This is a genomic window from Marinobacter fuscus (genome assembly GCF_003007675.1).
In the GTDB taxonomy this organism is placed as follows: domain Bacteria; phylum Pseudomonadota; class Gammaproteobacteria; order Pseudomonadales; family Oleiphilaceae; genus Marinobacter; species Marinobacter fuscus.
This window is the reverse complement of sequence record NZ_PXNP01000009.1, coordinates 180,689-206,580: the sequence shown is the minus strand read 5'-3', so window position 1 is coordinate 206,580 and position 25,892 is coordinate 180,689. Positions and strand designations below refer to the sequence as shown.

General features: G+C 59.2%; 21 protein-coding genes. 8 read left to right on the top strand and 13 right to left on the bottom strand.

Annotated elements, in window-relative coordinates; all coding sequences use genetic code 11:
• Positions 1 to 22 precede the first annotated feature (22 nt).
• From C7H09_RS01990 to C7H09_RS01970, 5 genes are all read left to right on the top strand, one after another.
• Positions 23 to 2,836 carry a DUF748 domain-containing protein gene (locus C7H09_RS01990; protein ID WP_106760979.1) on the top strand — a complete coding sequence of 938 codons (2,814 nt, stop codon included), beginning with the start codon at positions 23 to 25 and terminating at the stop codon, positions 2,834 to 2,836.
• 26 nt (positions 2,837 to 2,862) lie between these two features.
• Positions 2,863 to 3,468 carry a 5'-deoxynucleotidase gene (gene yfbR, locus C7H09_RS01985; protein ID WP_106760978.1) on the top strand — a complete coding sequence of 202 codons (606 nt, stop codon included), beginning with the start codon at positions 2,863 to 2,865 and terminating at the stop codon, positions 3,466 to 3,468.
• 120 nt (positions 3,469 to 3,588) lie between these two features.
• Entirely contained in the window at positions 3,589 to 4,689 is a 1,101-nt protein-coding gene (locus C7H09_RS01980) for a GGDEF domain-containing protein (RefSeq protein WP_106760977.1), read from the top strand.
• A gap of 53 nt (positions 4,690 to 4,742) precedes the next feature.
• On the top strand, positions 4,743 to 5,561 hold the full coding sequence (locus C7H09_RS01975; protein WP_106760976.1) for a class II glutamine amidotransferase: 819 nt from the start codon (positions 4,743 to 4,745) through the stop codon (positions 5,559 to 5,561).
• A 16-nt stretch (positions 5,562 to 5,577) separates the two neighbouring features.
• Positions 5,578 to 5,985, top strand: a complete 408-nt coding sequence (locus C7H09_RS01970) for an NINE protein (RefSeq protein ID WP_106760975.1) — start codon at positions 5,578 to 5,580, stop codon at positions 5,983 to 5,985.
• On the opposite strand, the gene C7H09_RS01965 is transcribed toward C7H09_RS01970, so the two are convergent.
• From C7H09_RS01965 to C7H09_RS01950, 4 genes are all read right to left on the bottom strand, one after another.
• Positions 5,982 to 7,859 (bottom strand): MFS transporter, encoded by a 1,878-nt coding sequence (locus tag C7H09_RS01965; RefSeq protein WP_106760974.1) that lies wholly within the window; start codon positions 7,857 to 7,859, stop codon positions 5,982 to 5,984. The genes C7H09_RS01970 and C7H09_RS01965 overlap by 4 nt on opposite strands.
• Before the next feature lie 112 nt (positions 7,860 to 7,971).
• On the bottom strand, positions 7,972 to 8,340 hold the full coding sequence (nirD, locus tag C7H09_RS01960; RefSeq protein ID WP_106760973.1) for a nitrite reductase small subunit NirD: 369 nt from the start codon (positions 8,338 to 8,340) through the stop codon (positions 7,972 to 7,974).
• Positions 8,341 to 8,410: 70 nt separating this feature from the next.
• Positions 8,411 to 10,924, bottom strand: a complete 2,514-nt coding sequence (nirB, locus tag C7H09_RS01955; RefSeq protein WP_106760972.1) for a nitrite reductase large subunit NirB — start codon at positions 10,922 to 10,924, stop codon at positions 8,411 to 8,413.
• A 28-nt stretch (positions 10,925 to 10,952) separates the two neighbouring features.
• On the bottom strand, positions 10,953 to 12,182 hold the full coding sequence (locus C7H09_RS01950) for an NAD(P)/FAD-dependent oxidoreductase (RefSeq protein ID WP_165794767.1): 1,230 nt from the start codon (positions 12,180 to 12,182) through the stop codon (positions 10,953 to 10,955).
• A gap of 344 nt (positions 12,183 to 12,526) precedes the next feature.
• Between C7H09_RS01950 and C7H09_RS01945 the strand changes: the two genes are divergently transcribed.
• Positions 12,527 to 13,825, top strand: a complete 1,299-nt coding sequence (locus tag C7H09_RS01945) for a nitrate- and nitrite sensing domain-containing protein (RefSeq protein ID WP_106760970.1) — start codon at positions 12,527 to 12,529, stop codon at positions 13,823 to 13,825.
• Between the two features lie 37 nt (positions 13,826 to 13,862).
• Here the strand turns inward: C7H09_RS01945 and C7H09_RS01940 are convergent, their stop codons facing one another.
• Genes C7H09_RS01940 through C7H09_RS01930 form a run of 3 tightly spaced genes read right to left on the bottom strand, consistent with a single transcriptional unit; the run spans position 13,863 to position 17,047 of the window.
• The gene (locus tag C7H09_RS01940; RefSeq protein ID WP_420844164.1) at positions 13,863 to 14,684 is read right to left on the bottom strand and encodes an ABC transporter ATP-binding protein; all 822 of its coding nucleotides are present in this window, start codon (positions 14,682 to 14,684) and stop codon (positions 13,863 to 13,865) included.
• A gap of 28 nt (positions 14,685 to 14,712) precedes the next feature.
• Entirely contained in the window at positions 14,713 to 15,678 is a 966-nt protein-coding gene (locus C7H09_RS01935; protein WP_106760968.1) for an ABC transporter permease, read from the bottom strand.
• 13 nt (positions 15,679 to 15,691) lie between these two features.
• Entirely contained in the window at positions 15,692 to 17,047 is a 1,356-nt protein-coding gene (locus C7H09_RS01930; protein ID WP_420844160.1) for a CmpA/NrtA family ABC transporter substrate-binding protein, read from the bottom strand.
• A gap of 488 nt (positions 17,048 to 17,535) precedes the next feature.
• Here C7H09_RS01930 and C7H09_RS01925 point away from each other — a divergent pair, with 488 nt between their 5' ends.
• Positions 17,536 to 20,211, top strand: a complete 2,676-nt coding sequence (locus C7H09_RS01925; RefSeq protein ID WP_106760966.1) for a nitrate reductase — start codon at positions 17,536 to 17,538, stop codon at positions 20,209 to 20,211.
• Between the two features lies 1 nt (position 20,212).
• Here the strand turns inward: C7H09_RS01925 and C7H09_RS01920 are convergent, their stop codons facing one another.
• From C7H09_RS01920 to C7H09_RS01895, 6 genes are all read right to left on the bottom strand, one after another.
• A complete protein-coding gene (locus tag C7H09_RS01920; RefSeq protein ID WP_240616480.1) occupies positions 20,213 to 20,917 on the bottom strand; it encodes a SprT family zinc-dependent metalloprotease in 705 nt (234 codons plus the stop codon).
• Positions 20,918 to 21,041: 124 nt separating this feature from the next.
• A complete protein-coding gene (locus C7H09_RS01915; protein WP_106760965.1) occupies positions 21,042 to 21,836 on the bottom strand; it encodes an energy transducer TonB in 795 nt (264 codons plus the stop codon).
• Positions 21,833 to 22,243, bottom strand: a complete 411-nt coding sequence (locus C7H09_RS01910; protein ID WP_106760964.1) for an ExbD/TolR family protein — start codon at positions 22,241 to 22,243, stop codon at positions 21,833 to 21,835. The genes C7H09_RS01915 and C7H09_RS01910 overlap by 4 nt, the downstream gene beginning before the upstream one ends.
• Positions 22,240 to 22,635, bottom strand: a complete 396-nt coding sequence (locus C7H09_RS01905; RefSeq protein ID WP_106760963.1) for an ExbD/TolR family protein — start codon at positions 22,633 to 22,635, stop codon at positions 22,240 to 22,242. The genes C7H09_RS01910 and C7H09_RS01905 overlap by 4 nt, the downstream gene beginning before the upstream one ends.
• Positions 22,622 to 23,449 carry a MotA/TolQ/ExbB proton channel family protein gene (locus C7H09_RS01900; RefSeq protein WP_206074249.1) on the bottom strand — a complete coding sequence of 276 codons (828 nt, stop codon included), beginning with the start codon at positions 23,447 to 23,449 and terminating at the stop codon, positions 22,622 to 22,624. The genes C7H09_RS01905 and C7H09_RS01900 overlap by 14 nt, the downstream gene beginning before the upstream one ends.
• 89 nt (positions 23,450 to 23,538) lie before the next feature.
• Complete coding sequence (locus C7H09_RS01895) at positions 23,539 to 24,294, bottom strand: sulfite exporter TauE/SafE family protein (protein ID WP_106760962.1); 756 nt, start codon at positions 24,292 to 24,294, stop codon at positions 23,539 to 23,541.
• A 96-nt stretch (positions 24,295 to 24,390) separates the two neighbouring features.
• On the opposite strand from C7H09_RS01895, the gene C7H09_RS01890 reads away from it, so the two are divergent.
• Positions 24,391 to 25,881: an amidase gene (locus C7H09_RS01890; RefSeq protein WP_106760961.1), complete on the top strand. Its 1,491-nt coding sequence runs from the start codon at positions 24,391 to 24,393 to the stop codon at positions 25,879 to 25,881.
• Positions 25,882 to 25,892: the final 11 nt, after the last annotated feature.

Genomic DNA, 25,892 nt, shown 5'->3' with positions numbered 1-25,892 from the left:
AGGTGAGCAAAGGGAGTGATGTGTGGCGAAGAGAAAGGCGGAGTCCCGGCTGGGGAAAGTGGTTCTGGCGAGTGTGGGCGTTGTGCTGGTGCTCTACACCCTGGCGGGCTTCCTGCTTGTACCCTGGTGGCTGGAGCGCAATCTGCCGGATCAGCTGGCGGAGCGGCTTGGCTGGCAGGCCCGGCTGGAGAGCTTGAGCTTCAATCCGTACAGCTTTGCCCTTGAACTGGATGCCTTTGCCGCCCGGGATGCTAACGATGAGCCGGTGCTGGCCTTTGACCGGCTGCAGGTTAATCTCAGCTTTCTGCAGCTGCTTCGGGGTATTGCCGGATTTGAAGATATTCGCCTGATTGAGCCGGAGATTCGCCTGGATTTACTGAGCGACTATTCGCTGAACTATGCCCGGGACTGGCAGCGGAGGAACCCGCAACTGGCAGTAACGGAATCCGCTTCCGGAGCTTCATCAGGCATCCCCACAAAACTCTATTTTGGACAGGTGGCGATCGAGGGCGGTGCGCTGCGGTTCCGGGACTTTACCCGTGAAGCGCCCGCCGAGTTCCGTATTGCGCCCCTGAATCTTGAGCTGAGTGATCTGGCAACCTGGCGCCGGGAAGGCCTGGAGAGCCGGTATTCCCTGACCGCTGCGCTGGGTGAGCAGACCATCGACTGGGAGGGCGAGCTGAGTGTCACGCCGCTGTATTCCTCCGGCCAGCTGAAGCTGTCCGGTATCAATCAGAAGACTCTAAGCCACTTTCTGTCGCCCTACCTGCCCTGGCAACTGCGCTCGGCCAGCGTGACGCTGGAATCCGGCTATGAACTGGCTGGTGGTGACCGGTTCGAGCTGATTACCTCCGGAGGCAGCCTGTCGATCGCGGATCTGTCCCTGGCGCTGGCCGCAGACGATGAAACTCCGGCTCTGGCTGTTGGTGCTCTTGATGTGCAGGGCATCGGTTTTGATCTGACTGCCGGGCAGGCGTCGGTTGGAATGATTGTGGTGGAGAAGCCGGAGTTGACAGTGCAACGCCTGGGCGGCGGTGAACTGGACTGGCTGGCATCGTTGCCGGAGGCTACTGGCTCAGCGGCAGCATCGCAGCCTGGCCCGGGATCTTCCGGATTCCGCTGGTCGGTACAGGGGGTTGAGGTAACAGGCGGGCAGGTGCACTGGCGGGATCAGCTACCGGAAACGCCTGCCGCCGTGGACCTGGTTAACCTTTCGGTGACTCTGGGGGGGCTTTCGCATCAGCTGGAGGATCCCGTGTCTTACCAGGTTGCAGCCGAATTGCAGACCGGCGGCCGGTTTACCGCCGCAGGACAGCTGACGCCTGCTCCCTTTACCTTTGAGGCTGCCCTGACCGGAAAAGATCTGTCTCTGCCGGTGATACAACCCTATCTTGCACGTGCAGCGAATCTGGAGGTTCGGCAGGGGCGCCTGAGCTTTGATGGCAACCTTGATCTGGATGAGCAGGATAGCCCACTGACAGGCACCTTCAGCGGAACCGCCGAAATGCACGACTTCCAGGGCCGCCTGCCCGGCAGCAACGACGACGTTGTATCCTGGGCTGCATTGCGGCTGGCGCCGGTCGAGTTCAATCTGAACCCGGCGCGTCTTGAAATTGGCACCATCACATTGCAGCAACCGGCTGTGCGTGTGGTGCGGCGCGCGGATGGTGTACATAACCTGCAACAGATTGCCCGGGCAACACCGGCTGAGCCTGACGAACCCTCTGAGCCGCTGGCAGGAGCAAAGACTGCCGAACCGGGCGCCCCGGCGTTCATCTTCCGGATTGGCGATACGGTTCTGGAGCAAGGCTCAATCGCCTACACGGACCTTACCCTGTCGCCCCCTTTCAGCACCGACTTCAATCAGCTGGAGGGCATGGTCAGCGGCCTCAGCAATGTGCCGCCCCAGCAGGGGCGGGTGTCGATTAGCGGCCGCCTGGCAGGGGTGGCGCCGGTGCGCTTTGAGGGTTCACTCGGGGCCCTTGGCAGCAAAGAGCCGAGCAATCTGCGGCTGACTATGAAAGACCTTGCCCTGCCTGTGCTTTCGCCCTATTTTGGCCGCTACCTGGGTTATACCGTAGACAGCGGAAAGCTGGCGCTGGATCTTGAGTATCGGATAACCGGCAGCCAGTTGGAGGCCGCCAATGAGGTGATGCTGGATCGTATGGCGCTGGGTGCGTCGGTTGCCAGTGATCAGGCGATCCAGGCACCGGTCAAACTGGGGCTGGCGTTGCTGACCGACCGCAACGGAGTCATTGATGTAAATCTCCCGGTCAGCGGCGATATGTCAGATCCCCGGTTCAGTATCGGGCAGATTGTGATGCGGGCTTTTGTGAATCTGTTGGCGAAAGCCGCTGCATCGCCGTTCAGTATGCTGGGGTCGCTGGCAGACCTGGCCGGGTTCAGCAGTGAAGAACTGGGCCGGGTGGGCTTTGTGCCGGGGACGGTGCGGCTGGCTGAGGGCGAGGCAGATCAGCTCTCGGTTCTGGCTGAGGCGCTGCAGAAACGGCCCGATCTGCTGCTCAATATTCGTGGCGCCATTGCACCGGAAGCCGATGCGCTGGCGTTATTGAAAGCGCGCATGAAGGCCCGGGGCGAAGAGGTAACCGGCGACGCCTGGGAGCAGGCCCGGGCGGCTTGGCGTAAGGGTGAAATCAGTCTGCCACCGGAGGCGCTCGGGGCGCTGGCGGCAAGTCGTGGCCTGGCGATCCGGCGGCTGCTGGAAAACACCTACCAGGTGCCTGATCGCCAGCTGTTCCTGCTGGAGCCTTCGCGTGATGCGGCTCTGGACGAGCAGGGCCATGTCACTGTCCAGTTCACCCTGGATGTTCGCTGAAGACACACTACGGAGCCCGGAGCACCATGACCAGAAATCCGGCCAGAGCGGCCAGCCACTTCTTTGCCTATGTGTCGCGGTTGCGTTGGATCAAACGCTGGGGGCTGATGCGTAATGCCATCGATGAAAACGTAGCCACCCATTCCTGGGAGGTGGCCACCATCGCCCATGCGCTGGCCCTGATCCGTAACCGCCACTTCGGCGGTAATGCCAATGTGGATCGTATTGCCGCGGCAGCGCTGTATCACGATGCCACCGAAGTGATCACCGGGGATATGCCGACGCCGGTGAAATACCATTCACGGGTGATGCGGGAAGCCTTCGGTGATATCGAGCACAAAGCCGAGGCGGAACTGCTGGGCTTGTTGCCCGAGGATCTGAGGGATGATTTTGCGCCCTATATCCGGGAATCCCGCCTGGCGCCGGGCGAGAAAGAACTCATCAAGGCGGCAGACCGGTTGTCCGCCTGGCTGAAATGCCGGGCCGAGTTGCGGGCCGGAAATCCGGAGTTTGCGCCGGCGGAGCAGCAGATTCGCCAGCGGCTGGAAGAAGAAGCACTGCCGGAGGTGCAGTACTTTCTGCAGGTGTTTGCGCCTGGTTACGACCAGCCGCTGGATAACCTTCTGGGGTAGCAGATGTGGCGTCTGGCAGTTACGGTTCAGGGGTTAGCCATGCCCCTGAAAAATTCTGATCTGTGATTTTACAGCCAAGAACGAGCGTCTATACTGACTCGCATCCAGGGAAGAGCCAGTATGACGCACAATCACCAACCGGATCTCGGGACGACGTTGGAACAAAGCCGCTCGGGCCTCAGGGACAATCACCGCCGTTCGCTTGCCAGGCTGATGTTTCTGGTTTCCGGCACTTCTTTGTCTGTGTTTGCCTGCCTGCAGTTCTTCAACGGCTTTCCCTGGGTATCCCTGGCAGAACTGCTGGCCAGCGGCATCCTGTTCTACGGTGCCAGCCGGGTTCTTACAACAGGGCGCTTCCAGCAGTGGCTCTATGTTTATCTGGTGTTCAATTTTTCTTTTTTTCTGGTCATCATGCTGCTGCCGGACGCCTCGGTATCCGCGTTTGTCTGGGTGTTGATGATGCCGGTGCTTGCCTACCTGCTGCTGGGTAAGCGGGAAGGCATGATTCTGTCTGTTCCGTTTATGCTTCTGGGCGGTGTGGTGTACTACCTGCACCTGGGCAATGTTGGTTCTGCCCATCGTATGATTGATCTGATCAACATGGTGTTGTGCGGTGCCCTGATGCAGGTATTCATGCATATGTATGAAGCCCGGCGTGAAGAAGCCGAACAGCGCCTGATAGATACGGCCCAGACCGACGCCCTGACCGGGCTGGCAAACCGGGCCTGTTTCCAGTCCATCCTGGCTCGAACCATTGCTGAGTGTGATTGCAGTGGCACCGGGTTTGCGTTGGTGATTATGGATATTGACCACTTCAAACTGGTAAACGATACCCTGGGCCACGATGCCGGAGACCAGGTGCTTCGCAGCATTGGCCAGTGCCTGAAAGAGCGTCTGCGCAGCACCGATTCCGTTGGGCGTCTTGGCGGTGAGGAGTTCGGCCTGATTTTGCGGGATGTTCGCCCGCCCGATGCGTTTGAGTTGATGGAAGCGTTGCGTAAGCGTATTGCTAGCCGTGAGTTGAGTTACGGTGATGCCAGTATTCGCGTAACCGCCTCGTTCGGCATTGCCCAGTGGCCCGACAGTGGCCGGGAAGCCCAGGTGCTGTTCCAGGTGGCGGATAAGTACCTGTATCATGGTAAGCGGGCGGGCCGCAACCGGGTCGCCCAGGCGGGTGCTGCTCCGGAGAGTGAAGATCTGGCGCCGGAGGCTGGCGGCTGAGGCTGAATCGGTTATCCTGATCGTCTGTTTCAAGTTTCAGGGATGCACCGACCATGTGTGAACTGCTGGCGATGAGTGCCAACACACCCACAGACCTTTGCTTCAGCTTTACCGGCCTGACCCGCCGTGGCGGTGATACCGGCCCCCACAAAGATGGCTGGGGCGTGGCCTTCTATGAGGGCAAAGGTGTGCGTTGCTTTCACGATGCCGACGCCAGTGCATCGTCTCGCATTGCCGAGGTAGTACAGACTCACCCCATCAAGAGCGAAGTGGCCGTCTGCCACATTCGGCAGGCCAATGTGGGCGAGATATGCCTGGCTAACACCCACCCGTTTATCCGCGAACTCTGGGGCCGCTACTGGGTGTTTGCCCATAACGGCCAGCTGTCGGATTTTTGCGTGGAAGCCGGGTTTTATGAGCCGGTTGGCAGCACTGACAGTGAGGCCCTGTTTTGCGACATTCTTAACCATCTGCGCAGTCAGTGTGACCGCAACACATCAACCGAGGCGGTGGTCGAGCGCCTGGTGGCCTTATCCGGAGCCTATGCCCGTAATGGCGTGTTCAATCTGCTGTTGAGCAACGGCGACTGGCTGTTTACCTATTGCACCACCAAGATGGCCAGTATTACCCGGCGAGCGCCGTTCGGCCCGGCGCGACTGAAAGACGCGGATGTAACGGTGGATTTTGAGTCGGAAACCACGCCCAATGACATCGTCAGTGTTATTGTTACCGAACCGCTGACCACCGACGAGACCTGGGATATTTACCAGCCGGGTGAGTGGCGGCTGTGGCGCCAGGGCGAGGTGGTGATGCAGGGGCGGGACCCGGAAGCCCATGCCCTGGCCAAACCCGGTGCTGCGACAAACTCTTAACAGGATAGATATGGCAATGAATCAACCACCCGATACCCATAGCAAGCTGATTGGTTACCTGCTCTGGATTTTTGGCTTTCTGGGCTCTCATCGCTTTTACTATGGCAAGCCGGTAACGGGCACACTCTGGTTTTTCACACTGGGGCTGTTTTTTATTGGCTGGATTATCGATCTTTTCCTGATTCCTGCCATGGACAAGGAAGCCGATTACCGTTTTCAGGATGGCCAGGTCAGCTACAACATCGGTTGGATCTTGCTCACCTTTGTCGGTGTGTTCGGGGTACACCGGATGTACATGGGCAAGTGGCTGACCGGCCTGCTGTACCTGTTTACCGGCGGACTGTTTCTGATTGGGGTGCTGTACGATTTCTGGACCCTGAACAGCCAGATTTCCGAGCGCAACCGGATGGATCAGCTGCGCTAGGGTTGTTCGCCCCGAAGCGCTTTTACCTTTGTTTCCAGGGTTTCGGCGCTGGCTTCACTGGCCGGTAGCGGATGCCCGGCCAGCAAGTGAATGCGAGACCAGAAGCGCCGAGGCCAGTGGCTGAACGCAGGGCCGCCGCAATGGCTGAAGAAGCTGCCCCACAGGCCCCGCAGTGCCATGGGCACCACCGGCACCGGGCGGCGCTGCAGAATCATTTCGACGCCCGGCTTGAAGGTGTCTACCTCACCGTCTTTGGTGAGTTTGCCTTCCGGGAAAATGCACACCACCTGGCCAGCAGCCAGCTCCTCGTCAATTCGCTCAAAGGCGGCATCATAGATCTCCGGCACCTTGGCTTTCGGGCCAATGGGGATGGCTTTCGCCAACCGGAAGAAACCACCCATCACCGGTGTGGAAAAAATGTTGTGATCCATCACAAACCTTACCGGCCTGCGCACTGCGCCCGCGATGACCAGTGCATCCATGTAGGAGACGTGGTTGCACACCAGCAACACGGGGCCGTTGTCTGGGATACGCTGCAGATTATGATGGGTAACCCGGTAAAGGGTATGGGACAACACCCAGATCACGAAGCGCAGTGCAAAATCCGGCACCTGCTGGTACACAAACCCCGCCACGATCAGGTTCATGATCGATAGCACCAGGAAAAATTCCGGAATCGACAGCCCGAAGAAGCCCAGCATCACCATACCTAACAGGGCGCTGATGACCATGAACAGGGCGTTGAACACATTGAGTGCGGCAATCACCCGTGCCCGGGTAGCGGGAGGTGTTTCCTGCTGCACAAAGGCGTACAGCGGCACGATAAACAGGCCGCCAAAAATACCGATGGCGAGCAGATCGATGGCAACCTGCCGGTAATGGGCGTCGGTGATGATCATCCACCAGTCTGACGGAATCGGTTGCTCCGGTGTGTTGAAGAACAGGTCGATACCAAAGAAGCTGAGGCCCAGAGAGCCGATAGGCACAATGCCCAGTTCAATTTTGTGCCCCGACAGCCGCTCGCAGGCGATGGATCCGGCCGCAATGCCGATGGTGAAAATGGCCAGCAGGATGGTGACCACGGTTTCATCACCCATCAGGTGGGTTTTGGCAAAATTCGGGAACTGGGTCAGATAGGCGGCGCCGAGGAACCAGAACCAGGAAATCGCCAGGATGCTCAGGAAGACACTGTGGTTATCCCGGGCGATGGCCATGAGTTTCCAGGTTTCCTGCAGCGGCCGAAAGCGAATTCGAAGTTCCGGGGCGGCGGCATCCGCTTTGGGTATTTTCACGGCTGCAATCAGGCCAATCACGGCCAGCAAGGCCACGGCGACCGCAATCACCGGCCCGGGTACTGCGGCTTTCATCATCACCCCGGCGGTCAGGGTACCCACCAGTATGGCCACAAAGGTGCCCATCTCCACCAGTGCGTTACCGCCCACCAGCTCCTGCTCTTTCAGCGCCTGGGGCAGAATGGCGTATTTCACCGGCCCGAAGAACGCAGATTGAACGCCGGTCAGAAACAGCAACAGAAACAGCACCTCGTACCAGCCGAACCAGAGCCCGACGGCGGCAGCGCCCATAATGGCGACCTCTGCCAGCTTGATCCAGCGGATGACCGTCGATTTTTCATACCGGTCAGCGACCTGGCCGGCGATCGCCGAAAACAGAAAAAACGGCAGGATAAACAACATGGCAGCCAGATTGACCACCACATCTGCAGACAACCCGAACAGCCCGCCAGCGCTATAGGTGATGAGCAACAGCAAGGCATTCTTGAACAGGTTGTCGTTAAAAGCGCCAGCGAACTGAGTAACGAAAAAGGGCAAAAACCGGCGCTCTGACAGCAGGCGAAACTGGCTGTGATCTTCCATAAATCCGAGATTTTCCCTGAGAATTATGGGGCAGACTAACCGGCGCCATAACAGTGGTCAAGCGAGAAGGTTGTGGCCATAGCGCCGGTTTTTCCGCTGACGCGAGCAAGTTTCAGGCGGCGACGGGGGCCGCCTGAACCACTGGCACTTCCAGTCGTATCCGGTTGCCATCGAGCAACGCCGGGTAGACCTTAATCTGCACGCCCTCGTCTTCCAGGCAGCGTCCGGTGCGCAGGCTGAAGTGCTGTTTGTATATCGGCGACGCCACCACCGGTTCGCCGTTGATGTCCCCGGTAATGCCGCGGGCCAGCACGTTCGACCCACTGAAGGGGTCGGTGTGGCTGACGGCAAACAGCGCCGGCAGTCGGTTCGGTAGATAGAAGACCGATACTGGCCCGTCCTCAGTCCACACGGCGATGCCGGAATCCGCGACCAGATCGTCTACGGTGCAGACCGGTACCCAGTTTGTAGGTGCTTTCATTGTCATTCTCCCCGTTCGTCATTAGTCTGTGCTTGCGTGTCCCGCCAGCCTTTTGCATCTGTTTCGCAGGCTATGAAGCAACCACTTCCAATACCGGTCGCCGTTGCCCGCGCTCGAATGTCCATTGCTGCACCGGGTCTTTCTGCGCCGGTGCATTTACAAACTCCCGGAATCGTTTGCGCTTCTCCGGATCCTCTACTGCCGCCTTCCACTCACACCGATAGGTGCTTACCAGCTCGGCCATGTGTTGCTCCAGTTCCTCGCCGATGCCCAGGCTGTCGTCCAGAACCACCTGTTTGAGGTAATCCAGGCCGCCTTCCAGGTTTTCCAGCCACACCGACGTCCGTTGCAGGCGGTCTGCCGTGCGTACATAGAACATCACTACCCGGTCGATCGTCCGGATCAGTTCGTCATCCGACAGATCCGTGGCAAACAAGTCCGCATGGCGTGGGCGCATGCCGCCGTTGCCGCATACGTACAGGTTCCAGCCTTTGTCTGTAGCAATTACCCCGAAGTCTTTGCTCTGAGCTTCGGCACACTCCCGGGTACAGCCGGATACCGCCATTTTTACCTTGTGGGGGGCCCGCAGGCCCTTGTAGCGATTCTCCAGCATGATCGCCATGCCCACGCTGTCCTGTACACCGTATCGGCACCAGGTGCTGCCAACACAGGATTTCACTGTGCGTAGGGATTTGCCGTAGGCATGACCGGTTTCGAAGCCGGCGGCGATCAGCTTTTCCCAGATTTCCGGCAATTCGCTCAGCGTGGCGCCGAACAGATCCACCCGCTGGCCGCCGGTAATCTTGGTGTACAGGTTATACTGCTTGGCTACCTCGCCCAGCACGATCAGTTTGTCTGGTGTAATCTCGCCACCGGGAATTCTCGGCACAATGGAGTAGGTGCCGTTTTTCTGCATGTTGGCCATGAAGGTGTCGTTGGTGTCTTGCAGTGGCACGTGGTCGGTTGCGAGAACGTGTTCATTCCAGCAGGACGCGAGAATCGAGCCCACCGTGGGTTTACAGATGTCGCAGCCCTGGCCCTTGCCGTATTGGCTGATCAGGTTTTGGAAGGTTCGGATTCCGTTTACTTTCACCAGGTGGAAAAGCTCCTGGCGGGTGTAGGGAAAGTGCTCGCACAGGTCTGTGCAGACTTCCACACCGCGCTTCTCCAGTTCACTGTCCACCACTTTCTTCAATAGGGCTGAACAGCCACCACATCCGGTGCTCGCGCGTGTTTCTGTTTTAACGCTCCCCACATCCGTGCAGCCAGCGTCGATGGCGCAGCAGATATCGCCCTTGGTAACATTATGGCAAGAACAGATGGACGCTGTGTCCGGCAGAGCATCAGCGCCCAGGGCAGGTGCGCCGCCCTCGCTTTCCGGCAGAATCAGGGATTCCGGATTATCCGGTAATTCGATGCCGTTGAGGACGTATTGCAACAGGGTGTCGTAGGGGCCGTTATCGCCCACCAGAATAGCGCCCAGCAGTTTTTTGCCATCCTGACTCAGCACCATGCGCCGGTAATGGCCTGACTGTTCATCATGAAAGCGAATGTTCCGGGCACCGGGTATCTGGGCGTGGGCATCACCAATGGAGCCCACATCCACCCCCAGCAGCTTCAGTTTGGTGCTCATGTCCGCCCCGGTGAAGGCAGCGTCCTGATCTTGATTCAACGCGGCGACCAGTGTCCGTGCCATGGTATAGCCCGGCGCCACAAGCCCGAAGATGCGATGGTTCCAAAGCGCACATTCGCCAATGGCGTGAATCGCCGGGTCAGACGTGGTGCACTGGTTGTTCACGACAATGCCGCCACGTTCCCCTACCTCAAGGCCGCAGGCCCGGGCCAGAGTGTCCTGAGGGCGGATGCCCGCGGAAAACACAATCAGATCGGTGTCCAGGTGACTGTCGTCGGCAAAGTTCATCCGCAGGCGTGCCTCGGCCCCCGGTGAGATTTCCGTGGTGGCTTTTTCGGTATGAACCTGAACGCCCAGGTCTTCAATTTTCTGACGCAGCAAGCCGCCGCCCTGGTCGTCAAGCTGAACCGGCATCAGGCGGGGGGCGAATTCCACCACATGGGCCTGAAGGCCCAGTGATTTCAGGGCGTTGGCCGCCTCAAGGCCCAGCAGGCCCCCGCCCACAACAACCCCGGAACGGGCTTGGGCGGCACTGGCCCGGATGGCATCGAGGTCTGCCAGTGTGCGGTAGACGAAGCAACCGTCCTGGTCGTTACCGGCGATGGGTGGCACGAAGGGGTATGAGCCGGTCGCCAGAACCAGCTGGTGGTATAGGTAATGGCCTTTGGGCGTTGTCACGATTTGGTTTTCGCGGTCGATCGAGGTGACCGGTTCGTTCAGGTGCAGTTCGATACCTTGTGCGTCGTACCACTCTGCTGTGGCCATGGCCAGGTCGGCGTGAGTGGAACCACCGAAGTATTCGGACAGATGCACCCGGTCGTAAGCCAGCTGTTTCTCTTCGCCGAACACCACAAGCTGGTAATGCTCAGAGGCCGGAGACTGGCAGAACTGCTCCAGAAAGTGATGACCGACCATACCGTTGCCGATCACGATCAGGGTTTGATGTTCCATGGTGTTGTCCTCTCTTAATGGGCGCAAATCAGGCGGCTGCATTGCAGTAGGGTTTGCCAAACGCAACGGCGTCGCGAAAACGGGAGATGTCGGTGCCGGAGCGAATCAGCTCGCTGTACCAGGGGCCATTGGTTGTGTCGCCGAGGAGCACTGCGCCGGTTAACCGGTCATCCCCGATCAGCAGTTGGCCGTAGACTCCATGGGCTTTGTCATGCCACTCGACGACATCGGTGTGTGCCGCCGGTGCTGTTTCACCGCAGGAAAAAATCGGCAGGTCACTGATTTTCAGGCGTGTAGCAATTCTTGCTGGCACAAATGCCGGTGCTTGCGATGCACCTGACAGGAACTTGGCCAGAATGCGGGCCTGCTGGTATCCGGGTTCCACCAGGCCAAAGACGTGGTTCTGAAACTGACAGCATTCGCCCAGGGCATAGATATCGGGCGTTGAGGTTTGCAGTTGTGCGTTTACCTGAATGCCGCGATCGCATGCAAGCCCGGCCGAGGCGGCGAGCTGTGTGTTCGGGGTGATACCCGTCGCAATCACCACCAGATCGGTCGCCAGCACTGTGCCATTGTTGAGCTGCACGGCACGGACTCTGTCCCTGCCCAGTAGTGCAACCGGTGCGGTGCTGGTGAGAATGTGAAGGCCGCGGGTGTGCAGTTGCTGTTGCAGAATTTCTCCGGCGGCCGGATTCAGTTGTCGGTTGAGCAGGTGATCGCTCCGGTGCATGACGGTTACATCCATGCCCCGGGATCTGAGCCCTTCCGCGGCTTCCAGGCCAAGGAATCCTCCCCCGACCACCACCGCCCGGCGCTTTTTCCGGGCCTCGTGGATCAGCTCTCGCGTGTCGGTGAGACTACGAAAATGCAGAACGCCGGTCAGACTCTCCCCGGGGATGCCCAAACCAGACGGTCGGGCACCGGTGGCGATAATCAGTGCCTGATAGGGCTGAATCCGCCCGGTCGACGTGATCACCTCCTGACGGCTCGGGGCGATGCGTGTGACGGGCTCGTGCAGGTGCACGTCAATGCGATGTTCGTGAAACCACTGCCAGGGTTTGAGCTCCAGATCCGCTTCACGGATCTGATTGGCCAGCAGTGATGACAGTTGGATACGGTTATAGGCTGAAAAGGGTTCGCCGTTAAAGACCACAATCCGGCTGTAGGGATGCCCAAACTTTACCAGTTGTTCAAGTAAGCGCTGAGCCACCATTCCATGGCCACAGATGACCAGTGGTTTGTTCCGTGTGCACGCCATGCCCGGCATCCTCCTCTGAGTAACGAAAAAAGCCGGAACATCCTGCTCCCGGTAAAGAACAGATGATCCGGCACCAATGCCAACAATAATGATCTGATGGTTCGGCCTGATTCCCTGGCCAGGTTGGTCATCCCTGACTTCTGCCTAGCTATCTCTGTGCCAATTCCATAATTCTCTTTATTTCAGTGCCTTATCAACTTTTCGGCGGGCAGATGTTGGGCTCGTGTACCCAACACTGCTCTCGGATAGGGCGCCGCGCACGAAGATTGGGCGGCTCGTTATGGCCTGTTAATTGCTGCTGATCGGGGACAGGGAAACGAACCAAAGTAATCAGGAGACATGCGATGAACACTCGCCCCCATTCCACCTGCCCCTCGGCCATCCATGCTGCGGATTTTTTGATGGCATCCCGTCAATGCGAGATCCGAAATCTGGAGTATTTCTTACAGATGGGGTGTGTGGTGCAGAATATCGGTAATCTGGTGCATGGTCTGCAGCGCGAGCGGGGTGCTACCAACCTGTTCCTAGGTTCGGGAGGCCACCGCTTTGTCGGAGAGCGCAGACGCATTCTCAAAGAGAATGACCAACTGGCGAAACGCTTCCGGGCTGCGTTGGCGGATACCCAGGAGGACTTGATAACACACCCGGTCAGCAGTTCGCTTCTGAGCCACATCGCGAGCGCCCTGCACGGTCTTGATCAACTGGCGGAGCAGCGCCGGCGAGTGGATGACCGGTCTGTGACCGTGGCAAGCGCCACCGAGTGGTTCTGTACTACCATTCACGGCTTGATTGCGGTGGTTTTCGAGGCGGCTGAGACGGCGGCAGACCCAGCAATTGCCGGACTGCTGGTGGCTATGGTTCATGTTATGAACGGCAAGGAATACTGTGGACAGGAGCGGGCGGCGGGTTCTGCGGGATTTTCCGATGGCCGGTTCGACAGCGCACTGTCCCGGCGCATGATGCACCTGGTTGAGGCGCAGGAGCGGTGTTTCGAAGTATTTGCGGAGTTTGCCAATGAGGACAGCCTGTCTTTGTGGCAAGCACTGCGGGCGCACCCGCGAGAGCTGGAGATCGAGCGGATGAGACAGTTGGCGGTATCAGTGGGGCCGTTTAAAACGCTGGATGAAGCATTGGCCGACCGTTGGTTCACGCTGATGACCGAGCGCATGGATGATCTCAAACGGATTGAAGACAACATGGAAAGCGCCTTTCATCAGCGTTGTGTGGCGCGCTACACCGAGGCGCGGCACTCTCTGACTCATCAGGAAAGCCTGCTGTCGCCACTCGGCAAACCACCAGCCGCGTCTGCACCGCGCCTGGTGGTTTGCGACAGTGCTCAGTCAGACCATGGCAGTGATGCCTGGGCAAGCGATGGCGTTGGCCGGCAGTCGGGCCGGTTCATCATGGAGCTGCTGCAGGAACAGGCCCGCCGTTTAAGGGAGATGTCAGAAGAGCTAAAAGGTGCCAGAGAGGCGCTGGAAGACCGCCGAACCCAGGAAAAAGCCGTACTGCTGCTGATGGAGCGCCGTGATATCAGCAACGACGAGGCACATCGTTTGTTGCGAAAGCTGGCGATGGATCAGGGCAGGCGCTTACCGGATGTGGCCAGAGCAGTCGTCTCCATGGCAGGCGTTTTGGGCTAGTGAAAAACGGGTGGACGGTGCCCCACCCGCAAGAAGGTCAGGCGGTGGCCGACGCCTGCGTTTTCGGGGCTGCCGAGGTGTTTCCGGGGCGCCGGTTATTCAGTGATTCCAGCTTACGTTGTTTCTCGTACAGGAATGACAGCACTTCCTGGCGGTAGTTCACATACCGGGCATCATCCGCCAGCGTCACCCGGTTGCGTGGCCTCGGCAAATCAATATGCAGGTCTTCACCGACGGTGGCACCCGGGCCATTGGTCATCATGATGATGCGGTCGGACAACAGCACTGCTTCGTCCACGTCGTGGGTGATCATGATGACGGTATTGTTCAGTTCCTGCTGAATCTCCATCAGCGAATCCTGCAGGTGGGCTCGAGTGAGTGCATCCAGCGCGCCGAACGGCTCATCCATCAGTAACACACTGGGTTTCATGGCGAGCGCCCGCGCAATGCCGACCCGCTGGGCCATGCCTCCGGAGATCTCCCCGGGCCGTTTGTTGGCGGCGTGGGCCATGTTGACCAGTTCGAGATTGTGGGTAATCCACTGTTTGCGCGCCTGACGGTTCATCGATTTGCGAAAGACCTGTCTCACCGCCAGTTCCACGTTTTCGTACACCGTCAGCCAGGGCATGAGCGCATGATTCTGGAACACCACGGCCCGTTCCGGCCCTGGGGCATTAACCTCATGTCCGTTCAGCACGCATCCGCCTTTGCTTGCCTGGAGCAGCCCGGCCACAATATTCAGCACCGTGGATTTGCCACAACCGGAATGCCCGATCAGAGAAACGAACTCGCCTTTCCGTATTTTAAGGTTCACATTGTCGAGTGCCACAAACGGCCCTTTTGGGGTATCGAAGGCCATCTCAACCCCCGTCAGTTCAAGGTGTGTTTTATTCATTCCAGGCTACCTTTTTCTGAATCAATAACATTGCGCGATCAAGCAGGAAGCCGATAAAACCGATGGCCAGTACGGCCACCATAATCCGGCTCAGCGACTGACTGCTGCCATTCTGGAACTCATCCCAGACGAATTTCCCCAGCCCCGGGCTCTGAGCCAGCATTTCAGCGGCAATGAGCACCATCCACGCAATGCCCAGTGACACCCGGAGCCCGGTAAAGATCATGGGTACCGACGAAGGCAACACGACCTTGCGAACGTGGGTCCAGAACGACAGGCGAAGCACCCTTGAAACGTTCATCAGGTCGGGGCTGACTGCGGCCACACCCACGCTGGTGTTAATCAGCGTGGGCCACAGACTGCAGAGCGTGACCGTGATCATGGAGGTGACGAAGGACTTCTCGAACATCGGGTCATCGCTGACGTAGGTGGCCGACACCACCATGGTCACCAGAGGCAGCCAGGCGAGGGGTGAAACCGGCTTGAAGATCTGGATCAGTGGGTTAATCGCGGCCTGACAATAGTGGTTCAGGCCAACCATGACGCCGAGCGGCACGGCCACCAAAGACGCCAGGGCGAACCCGGCCAGTACGGTTCCCAGACTGGTTCGCACCTGATCGAGAAACGTGGGTGCCCCGGGGTATCGGCGAATACGCACGTCGGCTTCGGGGTTATCGGCCAGCAACCGGGCGTTACGGGCTTCCTGCAGGGCCAGAAACTTGTCGGCGCGTTCCCGCTGATTGGTGTGCTCCTGCCAAAGCTGCCCGCCCTGCTCCCAGACCTGAACCGGGCCCGGAAAGGCACCGAGAGAAGTTTGTACCTGAGGCGCCGCCAGATGCCAGAACCCGAGAAAGGCCAGAATACCAAGCAATGGCAATAGCAGCTGTTGTGCCTGAGCCAGCCAGTCTCTGGAAGGTACACCGACGGCGTGTATCCATTTCGTACTGAATGTTGTCATGGGGTAGCCTCCTTCAAGGGGTCTCGGAACCTGTCAGTCCGATGGTAAAACGGTCGATGTAGGCGTTCGGTTCGCGGGGCGTAAACGGAACACCGTCAATCAGCTCACCCTGCATCGGACGCTGGAAATTCTCGGCCTGGAAGTCCGGAAAGTCGCCTGCGTCCATTAGTCCGTCCTCGATGAGTGATGTGGCAGCTTTGGCGTAGAGGTCGCCCCGATAGACCTGCGCTGCCGTTTTCATGTACCAGTTATCGGTTTTCGCTTCGGGGATCTGCCCCCAGCGACGCATCTGGGTCAGGTACCAGATTGCATCGGACGGATAAGGGTAAGTGGCGTGATAGCGAAAGAAGACATTGAAATCGGGCACGGTGCGGACATCGCCTTGCCCATAGTCGAAGGTTCCGGTCATGGAGTTTGCGATGACTTCCCGGTCGGCACCGACGTAACCTGGGCGCGCAAGGATGTCGACGGCGGCCTCACGGTTGGCATTCTCGTTTTCATCCAGCCAGTAGGCGGCACGAATCAGTGCTCTGAGTAATCGCAGGTGAGTATTCGGGTTCTGTTTGGCCCAGGTCTCGGCAACACCAAAGACTTTTTCAGGATTGTTGGGCCAGATCTCATAGTCTGTGATCACCGGCACGCCAATGCCTTTAAAGACCGCCTGTTGATTCCAGGGTTCACCAACGCAATAGCCCTGGATAGTACCTGCCTCCATGGTGGCGGGCATCTGGGGTGGCGGAGTTACGGACAGGTGGACGTCAGCGTCAAGCGTGCCGCTGGTATCGCCGCGCTGTGGGGCATAGTAACCGGGGTGCAGGCCACCAGCCGCCAACCAGTAGCGGAGTTCGTAGTTGTGGGTGGATACCGGGAAGACCATACCCATGCGGAAGCGTTCCCCATTGGCCCGGGTTTGCTCCACAACAGGTTTCAGAGCGGATGCCGACACCGGGCGTGCCGGCCGCCCGTGTTCCACAGGCAGGTTTGGTTCCATGGCGTCCCAAACCGCATTCGAGACCGTTATGCCATTGCCGTTCAGATCCATGCTGAATGCGGTGATGATATTGGCCCTGGTGCCATAGCCAACTGTCGCTCCGAGTGGCTGTCCGGCGAGCATGTGGGCGCCGTCCAGTTCTCCGGTGATCACCCGATCCAGAAGCACTTTCCAGTTTGCCTGGGCTTCGAGTTCTACGAACAGGCCTTCATCCATGAAGTAGCCTTGCTCCCAGGCAACAGCCAGTGGTGCCATATCCGTCAGTTTGATGAAACCCAGCTTCAGGTCTGGTTTCTCTGCTTCGCCAATTTCAGCGTCTGCCAGTGTGCTCAGACCAATGAGTGTTGCGGCCAGCATGGGGTGAACGTACTGCGTCATTGTCTTCATCCTGTTGCCTCGCGATCGTCTGTTTCCCGGTTTGAAAATAAAAACGCCCGCCCTCCGTGATTGGAGGGCAGGCGCCAATGCCTGGGAGTAAGAGCTGTGATGTCGGATAAATTCAACGTTGACTGAGCATAACCCGTGCCATCCATTTTGAGTCCTATAATTCAATAAGTTACGGTAGTTTGGTGTGATTGTGGGGCCTGGCCCGCCGATGGGGAGCGAATGCTTTTGGTGCATGGCTATGGCTTTTTGCACCATTTTGAAAAATGGCCAGACCCGGTTGCAGCAGAGCTGTCGCCTAATCCGGATCGCGGTTACCGGAATAAAATCAGGTACCTGACGCCTATTGAAGGCTCGGTTTCAGTGTGGCCTTTTAATTGCTTCTGTGACTTACGGATAAACAAGGCAACGAGGCCCGCCCCGGTTCTGGCAACAGAGAACCGGTTGGCGGGCTTTTTTTGTGAATCTCAGTGAGGAACGCCATGAAACACGAAAAACCGCCCCTGGGCCGTATCTCGACCACCTGCCCCTACTGCGGTGTCGGTTGCGGCGTACGTGCTGCCGTTGATCACAGTGAGGGAGACCCGCTGCACCCCGCCAATGGCGGCTGGTTGTGCGTGAAAGGTTCAGCCCTGCACGACACCCTGACCAAGGAAGGGCGGTTGCTGGCACCCCGGATGGCGGGACAGCCGGTGGCCTGGCCGGAGGCAATAGAGGGTATCGCAACAGCCATTTCCGAGTCGGTACGCGATTATGGCCCGGAGTCAGTGGCCTTTTATCTGTCGGGCCAGTTACTGACCGAGGACTACTACATCGTGAACAAGCTGGCGAAGGGCTTTATTGCGACACCCCATGTGGATACCAATTCACGGTTGTGTATGTCGTCGGCGGTTTCGGCCCATAAGCGGGCATTCGGGGAGGATTGCGTGCCCGCCTGCTACAACGATCTTGAGCTGGCAGATTTGCTGGTGCTTGCGGGGAGTAACGCGGCCTGGGCGCATCCGGTGCTGTATCAGCGAATGAAGGCCGCGCACCGTTCCGGTCGACGAGTCGTTGTTATTGATCCAAGAAAAACAGCCACCACTGAATGGGCAGACCTGCACCTGCAGTTGCGACCGGGCACCGATGCGCTTTTGTTTAACGGGTTGCTGGCCTGGTTGCATGCCCGCCAGGCGCTGGCATTGGAATATATCCGGCAGCATTGCAACGGTTTCGAGGAAACGCTGGCGCTGGCCCGTTCCTGCGCCCCGTCGATTAGGGTGGTTGCCCGGGGCTGCGACCTTAGCGATGCTGACGTGGAGCGGTTCTATCAATGGTTTGCAGAGACGCCAAAAACGGTAACGGCGTTTTCACAGGGTATCAATCAGTCGGTGTCGGGAACCGACAAGGCGAATGCCATTATAAACTGTCATCTGGCGACCGGGCGGGTGGGGAAGCCCGGCGCCAGCCCCTTTTCACTCACCGGGCAACCCAATGCCATGGGAGGTCGTGAAGTGGGCGGGCTCGCAAACACTCTGGCCGCACACATGGACTACGATAGCCCGGGTGCCCAGCGCCGTGTCTCCGACTTCTGGCACAGCAGGCAGATAGCCTGCGGCCCGGGCCTCAGGGCGGTGGAGCTGTTTGAGGCCGTGCATCGGGGCGACATACGGGTATTGTGGGTCATGGGCACAAACCCTGCCGTGAGCTTGCCAGACAGTCAGCGTGTCCAGAGTGCTCTGGCGCGCTGTCCAACACTGATCGTTTCAGACTGCATGGAAAAAACCGACACCACGGAGCATGCCGATATTTTATTGCCAGCGGCCGGATGGGGAGAAAAAGACGGTACTGTGACCAACTCGGAGCGAAGGATCTCGCGCCAGAGACGTTTTCTGCCCTTGCCCGCACAGGTACGACCGGATTGGCAGATAGTCCGGGATGTCGCACGGGCGCTTGGCCATGGCCACGCCTTCGACTATCACCGCCCCGCCGATATTTTTCGGGAGCATGCCGCTCTGTCGGGATACGGCAATGGCGGTGAGCGGATTTTCGATATATCGGCCCTGGCGCAACTCAGTAATCAGGCTTATGACGAGTTGCAACCTGTGCAGTGGCCGGTCACGGGTGGCAATGCCGGGGCCTGGCTACAAACCCCGCGGCTGTTCTCTAGCGGGCGCTTCCCGACGCCGGACGGCCGGGCCAGAATGGTGCCTGTCGCTGCGTTATCACCGGCTCAGCAACCAACGCCCCGGCACCCGCTGGTGGTGAATACCGGGCGAGTAAGAGATCAATGGCACACGATGACCCGTACCGGGTTGACGCCACGGTTGTTTGCACACCGAAGTGAGCCGTTTATTGAGCTGCACCCGTGTGACATCGCAGGGTTTGGCTTGATTGAGGGCGCGCTGGCAACCGCCACCGGGTCAGGCGGTGCGGCATACACAGGGCGAGTCCGGGCCCATGAAGGCCAGCGCGCCGGCGAGATTTTTGTGCCGATTCACTGGAACGGCCGGTTTGCATCATCAGCGCTGGCATCGAATCTGATCCGGCCGGTTGTCGACCCGATCTCAGGGCAGCCTGAGGGCAAACACGGTGTGGCGATGATTCGCCCATTGATCACGCGCTGGCAGGCCAGGTTGATAATGCGGGAAAGCGGGCATTTCGTGGTCGATACCGCCTTATTTTCCTATTGGAGTCGGCAGCGCCTGCCCCACAGCCATGCCTGGTGGTTTGCCGGCAGTCATCGTATGGACTGGCGGGCCTGGGGGCAGGCGTGTTTTGCGCGTGAGCCCGAACTGGTGATGGAAGATACGGCCCGGCAGCGCTTTCGTGCAGCCTGGCTGCAGGGTGATCGTCTGGAGGGGGTTCTGCTGGTGGAACCCTGCGCCCGGTCAGTACCTGATCTTGGCTGGCTGGACGGCTGTATTGGCATGCCTCGGTTATTACCGGAACAGCGTCGATCGCTGCTTGCCGCGGGCCCTGCGGATGGTGAAGCCTCCGGGGCCATGGTCTGCAGTTGTTTTGGCATTGGCGAACGCCAGATTGTCCGGGCCATTCGGCAGGGCGTGAAGAGCTGCGAGGCGTTGGGTGCACTCCTTCAATGTGGTACCAACTGCGGATCCTGCGTCCCGGAAATCCAGCATCTCCTGACGACAACTGAAGTGCGGGAGCCCGCGTGATTCAACTGGCAGGCCCAGGCTTGAGTAATGCCAGTGGCACCCGATAGTGAAGCGCGCCGGCCCGGCCTGAGACGACAACGGTGCAGGTTTTCCGGTTCACCCGAACAATCTGGCCGATTTTGCGGTGAGCGCCATTACCGAAGGACACCGGGTCACCGGCCTGCCATCGCCGCTGTTCGATGGCGTGGGCCGGCAGCGCAAACACTGTGGTGGGCAGGTCTATGCCGAGCGTTTGGGCCTTTTCCGCAAGAAACCGGCGCGTAGCCGTGGCTGAGCCATTGCGGTGTAACTCGTCCAGGAAACCGTAAAAATACCGGTTGTGAACCGAACCGTAATGACGCTGGCCAGCGCTGTGCTGCAGCAAGTGGGCGAACTCGTGGCAGCAGGTGTGGGCCAGCAGGTTCAGAACGCTCACTTCACCACCAAAATACCCCTTCCCCCGAATCTCCCGCGTTGACAGCCAGCCCTGAGCGGTTTCTGGCCGCTGCTTGGCGACAATCATTTTGCTGCCATAATTGATCAGGTGTTTTTTCTCTCGGGGGTCGAAACGGTGATAGGTGGCCTGGCCTGAACCAACCCGCAATGCCAGCCTGGCATTCGGGTTCCTATCACGAACGGAATGTTTAGCCGGAGTCCAGAGAATGTCGCGGGTGGCCTGGCACATCAGGGTGCCGATGGCGTAGGCGTTCGAAGGTTGTTGAGGCATGACTCTTGATTGGGCCCAATACAGTCGCGTGGTTGTATGGATGAACAGACTAACCAGCGAATTTAGAAATTGCTATGGCCCGTGTTGGCGGGCCGAGCGCTTGGCCAATATCTTGCCCGGCCAGTCAGCGCAGGCGAAATCGTACAGGCAGCGCGTAGGTGAAGGTCTTGCCGCGCATGGCGTCTGGCACTTTGGGTAAGGGTGTTGCCTGGGCGAGCATATCCAGCGCAGCCTGATCCAGCAGGCGGTGGCCTGAGCCATCCCGAACAGAATGGGCAATCAATGTGCCGTCGCGCTGGAACTCGAAGATGATAACCGGTGTGCCCTCTTGTCCGAGCCTGCGGGCACGGCGGGGGTACTCGTAGTATCGGGCCAGGTGCCTGCTCAGGCGGCTGAGATAGCTGTCTACATCGGAAGAGTTACCGGCGTTGCGCAGAGGCACCGCATTCTGGCTTTGGTCGTTTTCACCAATTTCGCCTTGCGGTTCGGTTGCCGTTTCCGTGTCTGTTTGCTTGCGGATTTCCGGGTTCGGTGTAGGCTGAACCGGCTCTGGCTCTGGCTCTGGCTCTGGCTCTGGCTCTGGCTCTGGCTCTGGCTCTGGCTCTGGCTCTGGCTTGGGTGCCGGTTTGGGTTTCGGATCCGGCTTGGGTTTCGGCTTTGGTTCAGGCTTGGGCTCTGGTTTCGGTTGTGGCTGAACCTCCGGTTGCGGCGTTGGCGGCACCTCTGGTGGCCGGGTCGGCTGCGGGGCGGGTTTACCGGCAAGGCTGATTTTTATCGCTGGAGCGGTATTAACGGCGCTGTCGCCCAGTACCGGCATTTCCTGCACTTTATCGGGTGCTGCCAGCGCAATGGCGGCGGCAGTGGCCGCAATGGCCAGCAGCAGGCACAACAACTTTGGCAGTTTGCGTGCCGGCATCATGATCCCGGCTCCGTCAGCAACAGCACTTCGGTATAGCCGCCCTCTTCGAGCAAGCGCAGCAAGGCCTCCATATCGGCCATGGTCAGGTTTTGATCCGCTGCAATTTTCAGAGCGGACTGGGCATCCGGGGCTGGTAGTGCGGCGAGCAGGTGCTCGCCCGAGAGTATCGCGCCCTGCACTTTCCAATGGCCGGAGGCATCTACCATCATGTCGGCTTCCGGTGATTGCTCGGTGTCACTCCTGGCCGCGCCGGGCAGCTCCGGGAGGGGTTCATTGGTCAGTTGCCCTGCTACGATGAAGAACATCAGCAACAGGAACACCAGATTGATCAGCGGTAACAGAGCGTCTTCAACGCGCTCAAGCAAGCCTTTTCCGGATGTTTCGGGGGCGGGAACCAGTTGCTTCATGATTCAGGTGAGCCGGTGCGCTTCCAGTGAGGGGTGATGCCTGCGTTATCCAGTGCGCTCAGAGACCGGGTAAAGTGGGCCAGGCTGGTGTCGGGAGTGGTGGCTAGATTCACTTCATTAATGCCTTGGCCTGCCAGTGCCGGAAGCAAATCGGCCATGGCATAGTCATCGTTGAGCCAGCTCAGCGTGCCGTCGGCATTCACCAGAAGTTCCGGTAATGGCTCGCCGTTGGCGGTACTCTCACCCGCCGTTTCGTTGGCCAGCTCCAGGTAGTCCACCGGCAGCAGCCGGGTGGTCAGCATAAAAAACACCAGCAGGATAAACACCACGTCGATCAGTGGTGTTATCCGGATGGGAATCGGGCGGCTTGGCCGTGGCTCAACCAGCTGCATGGGCCAGGCGCTGTTTGTCGCTGACGGTGTAGGTTCGTACCGTGTCGCGCTGGCGTTCCGGTTGCGGGCTGCTGTGCGCCGGTTCGGAGTGTTCTGTCGGCTGCTCTGCATCCAGTGCCTGTGGCGCTTCGGTTTGCTCCAGCGCAGGGGCGACATTGAACACGCTCACCAGAACACTGTTGATGGTCTTGTGAATGCGGCGCAGGCGGAACTCAATCCAGGCCGCCAGGGCCGCAAACGGAATGGCCACCACCAGGCCCGCAGCAGTTGTTGTCAGGGCTTCGTAGATCCCGCCACTAAGCTGGCTGGCGTTGGCCCGGCCGTCGGCTGCGGCCATGGCGCTGAACGCCTCCATCATGCCCATCACGGTTCCAAGCAGGCCAAGCAGGGGGGCCAGAGCGGCAATCACTTCAATGATTTTCAGGGGCGCTTCAAAGGGTTCCAGTGCCGTTTGAGCATCGCGTACGGCGGTCTCGCGCACGGCGCTTTGATTCGGGTTGCTCTGGCTGGCAGACATACTGTTGACCAGCAAGTGCATCAGCGGGTTGGTGCGCCCGAACAGGCCAGCGTTTGCTCGGATCGCCTCCGGGTTGGTGCCCGACGGGTTTGCCTGCCACTGGCCAACCAGATCACGCAGTTTTCTGGTCATCCGAGGTGCATAGAAGGTGCCGAACAGCATCAAATAGAAGAACGTGATAACGCCGATGGCGGCGATGGCAATAAGAACCAGCATGACAGGGCCGCCCATGGCGACCAGCTGGTTAAACGGTCCCAGATCAACCAAAGGTGCAGAAGCGGTGCTGATGGCTTCCATACAGATATTCCCGGTTTTGAAAAATAGAACTAAATAATAACGATTATCAAAGGAATTTCAAGTTGCTGAAGATTACCGTTGCCGGTGTATCAAGCCAGCCATGCCGTGGCCGCCTGCCAGAGTAAGCGCAAAGCCAGCAGGGTCAGCACGACGTTGAACGCCTGATGGAACCAGCGATTGTTGATGGATTTCAGCAAGTGCAAACCGACCCAGGTGCCGATAAAGCCACAGGCAATCATTGCCAGCATGAACGCCAGCCATTCGGAAAAGATGAAGCCCGCAGCGCCGAACACCAGTGCTTTCGGGGCATGCTGCAGGGTCATCGCCGTTGCGAACGTGGAGACCGTGCGAAAACGGTCGGTATGAATCTGCTTGATAAACGCGGCTACCAGAGGGCCGGTTGCGCCCACAAACAGGCTGATGAAACTGGTGATGGCAGACGCGATAAAAATGCCGGGTGTACCGAACGACGCCTTGGGAAGTGCTGGCCCCCAGCACAGATAGAGTACGAACAGGGCGATGGTCAGTTGCCAGAGGTATGCGGGCAAGTCGACCAGCAGCCAGGCGCCCAGAGCGGCCCCGGCCAATACGCCCGGGGCGAAGGCCGCAATGACTTTCCAGTCGATATGATGCCGGGTTAACACCGCCCGGCCGCTGTTGGAGCCAAGCTGAATCATGCCGTGCACCGGTATGATGGCGGCGGGTGGCAGCCAGGTGGCCATCAGGAGTAATAGCAGAACACCACCGCCCGCACCGAGAATTGCAGTGATCATAGAGGTACCCGCTGAGGCCAGCAGCAGGAGGAAACCAATGTTGTCGCCGAGGGCTTCCGGAAACAGGTTCATGGAACTCACTTTTCGATTGGCGTAAGCTCCTGAGTTTCCGGTTTATAAACGAAATGTCCAGCGTCTGGCCTGATCCGGACCAAAACGGAATTGCCCATGAAACAGACAGAGTATCTCCGGTACGACGCCACTGCGTTGGCAGACCTGATCCATCGGAAAGAGGTGACCTCGGCAGAGGTGGTGGCTGCAGCAACGGCTCGGGCAGCTCAGGTTGACGGGCAGTTGAACACGATCTGCCACGAGCAGTTTGCCGAAGCCCGCTCCCTGCCTGTGCCCGGGAGCGGGCTGTTTGCCGGAGTGCCCATGTTGCTCAAGGATCTTGCCCAGGAACAGGCGGGGCATCCCTGCACCATGGGCAGCCGGGCCTTGCGGTCGCACATCCCGGATCGTGATTCGGAGTTTGTTACCAGAGCCCGGGAGGCGGGTCTGATTATTATCGGCCGTACGGCGACACCGGAATTTGGCCTCAAGGCGATTACCGAGTCCCGGCTGTGGGGGCCTACGCGCAATCCCTGGGATACTGCCCGCACGCCGGGTGGATCCAGTGGCGGTTCCGGTGCTGCGGTGGCTGCGGGTATTGTGCCCATGGCCGGAGCCAACGACGGTGGCGGTTCTATCCGGATTCCGGCGGCGTACAACGGGTTGTTCGGACTTATGCCATCCAGGGGTCGCATCTCTGCGGGTCCGCACGCCGCAGAGGGTTGGACTGGCGCGTCGTCGGATCATGTGGTTTCCCGCACCGTCCGGGACAGTGCCGCGATGCTGGATGTGCTGGCCGGTTCTGCGGCAGGTGATCCCTTTGTAATCCCGAAGCCCTCGGCGCCCTGGCGGGAGTTGATGCAGGAATCGCCCGGCCAGCTGAGAATCGCTGTCTTTACCGAATCACCCTACGGCACAGAGGTTGCGCCGGAATGTGTAGAAGCGGTGGAGCAGACGGCCCGACTGCTGGAATCACTCGGCCATCGGGTAGAATACGCCAGCCCCGGGTACGATGGCATGGCGCTGGCCCGTTGTTATATGGCGCTTTATTTCGGTGAGGTGTCGGCGTTAATGGCGAAAGCGCGGGAACAGTTTGCAGCTCGCGACGATGACTTCGAGCTGGAAACCCGGTTGCTGGGTATGCTGGGTCAGGCGATGCCGTTGCCCGAGTATGTGCGCAGGCGCCAGCAGTGGAATGAGTTTGCCCGGGCGTTGGGCGATTTTTTCAACAGCTACGATCTGTACCTGAGCCCGACGACCGGTCAGATGCCGGCGCGCATCGGAGAAATGGAAACACCCGCTCACCTGAAACTGATGGCACGCCTGATGCTGTCACTTAAAGCCGGGAAACTGGTGCACAAAAGTGGCCAGGTCGACCAGATGGTCTTGGACAGCCTGGCGCGAACACCGTTCACCCAGCTGGCAAACCTGACGGGCACGCCAGCCATGTCGGTGCCGCTTTACTGGACGCCTGAAGGCTTGCCGGTAGGCGTTCAGCTGGGTGCCGCTCACGGTGGTGAAACCAGACTTTTGCAACTGGCGGCCCAGCTGGAAGAAGCCGCGCCCTGGTTTACTCAATATGAAAAGCTGGATACTGCTTTCGGGTGAGGCCGGGGCCG

Excerpts from the sequence above, each read along its gene's own strand:
- yfbR (WP_106760978.1), top strand. The coding sequence starts at position 2,863 with ATGACCAGAAATCCGGCCAGAGCGGCCAGCCACTTCTTTGCCTATGTG.
- C7H09_RS01980 (WP_106760977.1), top strand. The coding sequence starts at position 3,589 with ATGACGCACAATCACCAACCGGATCTCGGGACGACGTTGGAACAAAGC.
- C7H09_RS01975 (WP_106760976.1), top strand. The coding sequence starts at position 4,743 with ATGTGTGAACTGCTGGCGATGAGTGCCAACACACCCACAGACCTTTGC.
- C7H09_RS01970 (WP_106760975.1), top strand. The coding sequence starts at position 5,578 with ATGAATCAACCACCCGATACCCATAGCAAGCTGATTGGTTACCTGCTC.
- C7H09_RS01965 (WP_106760974.1), bottom strand. The coding sequence starts at position 7,859 with ATGGAAGATCACAGCCAGTTTCGCCTGCTGTCAGAGCGCCGGTTTTTG.
- nirD (WP_106760973.1), bottom strand. The coding sequence starts at position 8,340 with ATGAAAGCACCTACAAACTGGGTACCGGTCTGCACCGTAGACGATCTG.
- nirB (WP_106760972.1), bottom strand. The coding sequence starts at position 10,924 with ATGGAACATCAAACCCTGATCGTGATCGGCAACGGTATGGTCGGTCAT.
- C7H09_RS01950 (WP_165794767.1), bottom strand. The coding sequence starts at position 12,182 with ATGGCGTGCACACGGAACAAACCACTGGTCATCTGTGGCCATGGAATG.
- C7H09_RS01945 (WP_106760970.1), top strand. The coding sequence starts at position 12,527 with ATGAACACTCGCCCCCATTCCACCTGCCCCTCGGCCATCCATGCTGCG.
- C7H09_RS01940 (WP_420844164.1), bottom strand. The coding sequence starts at position 14,684 with ATGGCCTTCGATACCCCAAAAGGGCCGTTTGTGGCACTCGACAATGTG.
- C7H09_RS01935 (WP_106760968.1), bottom strand. The coding sequence starts at position 15,678 with ATGACAACATTCAGTACGAAATGGATACACGCCGTCGGTGTACCTTCC.
- C7H09_RS01930 (WP_420844160.1), bottom strand. The coding sequence starts at position 17,047 with ATGACGCAGTACGTTCACCCCATGCTGGCCGCAACACTCATTGGTCTG.
- C7H09_RS01925 (WP_106760966.1), top strand. The coding sequence starts at position 17,536 with ATGAAACACGAAAAACCGCCCCTGGGCCGTATCTCGACCACCTGCCCC.
- C7H09_RS01920 (WP_240616480.1), bottom strand. The coding sequence starts at position 20,917 with ATGCCTCAACAACCTTCGAACGCCTACGCCATCGGCACCCTGATGTGC.
- C7H09_RS01915 (WP_106760965.1), bottom strand. The coding sequence starts at position 21,836 with ATGATGCCGGCACGCAAACTGCCAAAGTTGTTGTGCCTGCTGCTGGCC.
- C7H09_RS01910 (WP_106760964.1), bottom strand. The coding sequence starts at position 22,243 with ATGAAGCAACTGGTTCCCGCCCCCGAAACATCCGGAAAAGGCTTGCTT.
- C7H09_RS01905 (WP_106760963.1), bottom strand. The coding sequence starts at position 22,635 with ATGCAGCTGGTTGAGCCACGGCCAAGCCGCCCGATTCCCATCCGGATA.
- C7H09_RS01900 (WP_206074249.1), bottom strand. The coding sequence starts at position 23,449 with ATGGAAGCCATCAGCACCGCTTCTGCACCTTTGGTTGATCTGGGACCG.
- C7H09_RS01895 (WP_106760962.1), bottom strand. The coding sequence starts at position 24,294 with ATGAACCTGTTTCCGGAAGCCCTCGGCGACAACATTGGTTTCCTCCTG.
- C7H09_RS01890 (WP_106760961.1), top strand. The coding sequence starts at position 24,391 with ATGAAACAGACAGAGTATCTCCGGTACGACGCCACTGCGTTGGCAGAC.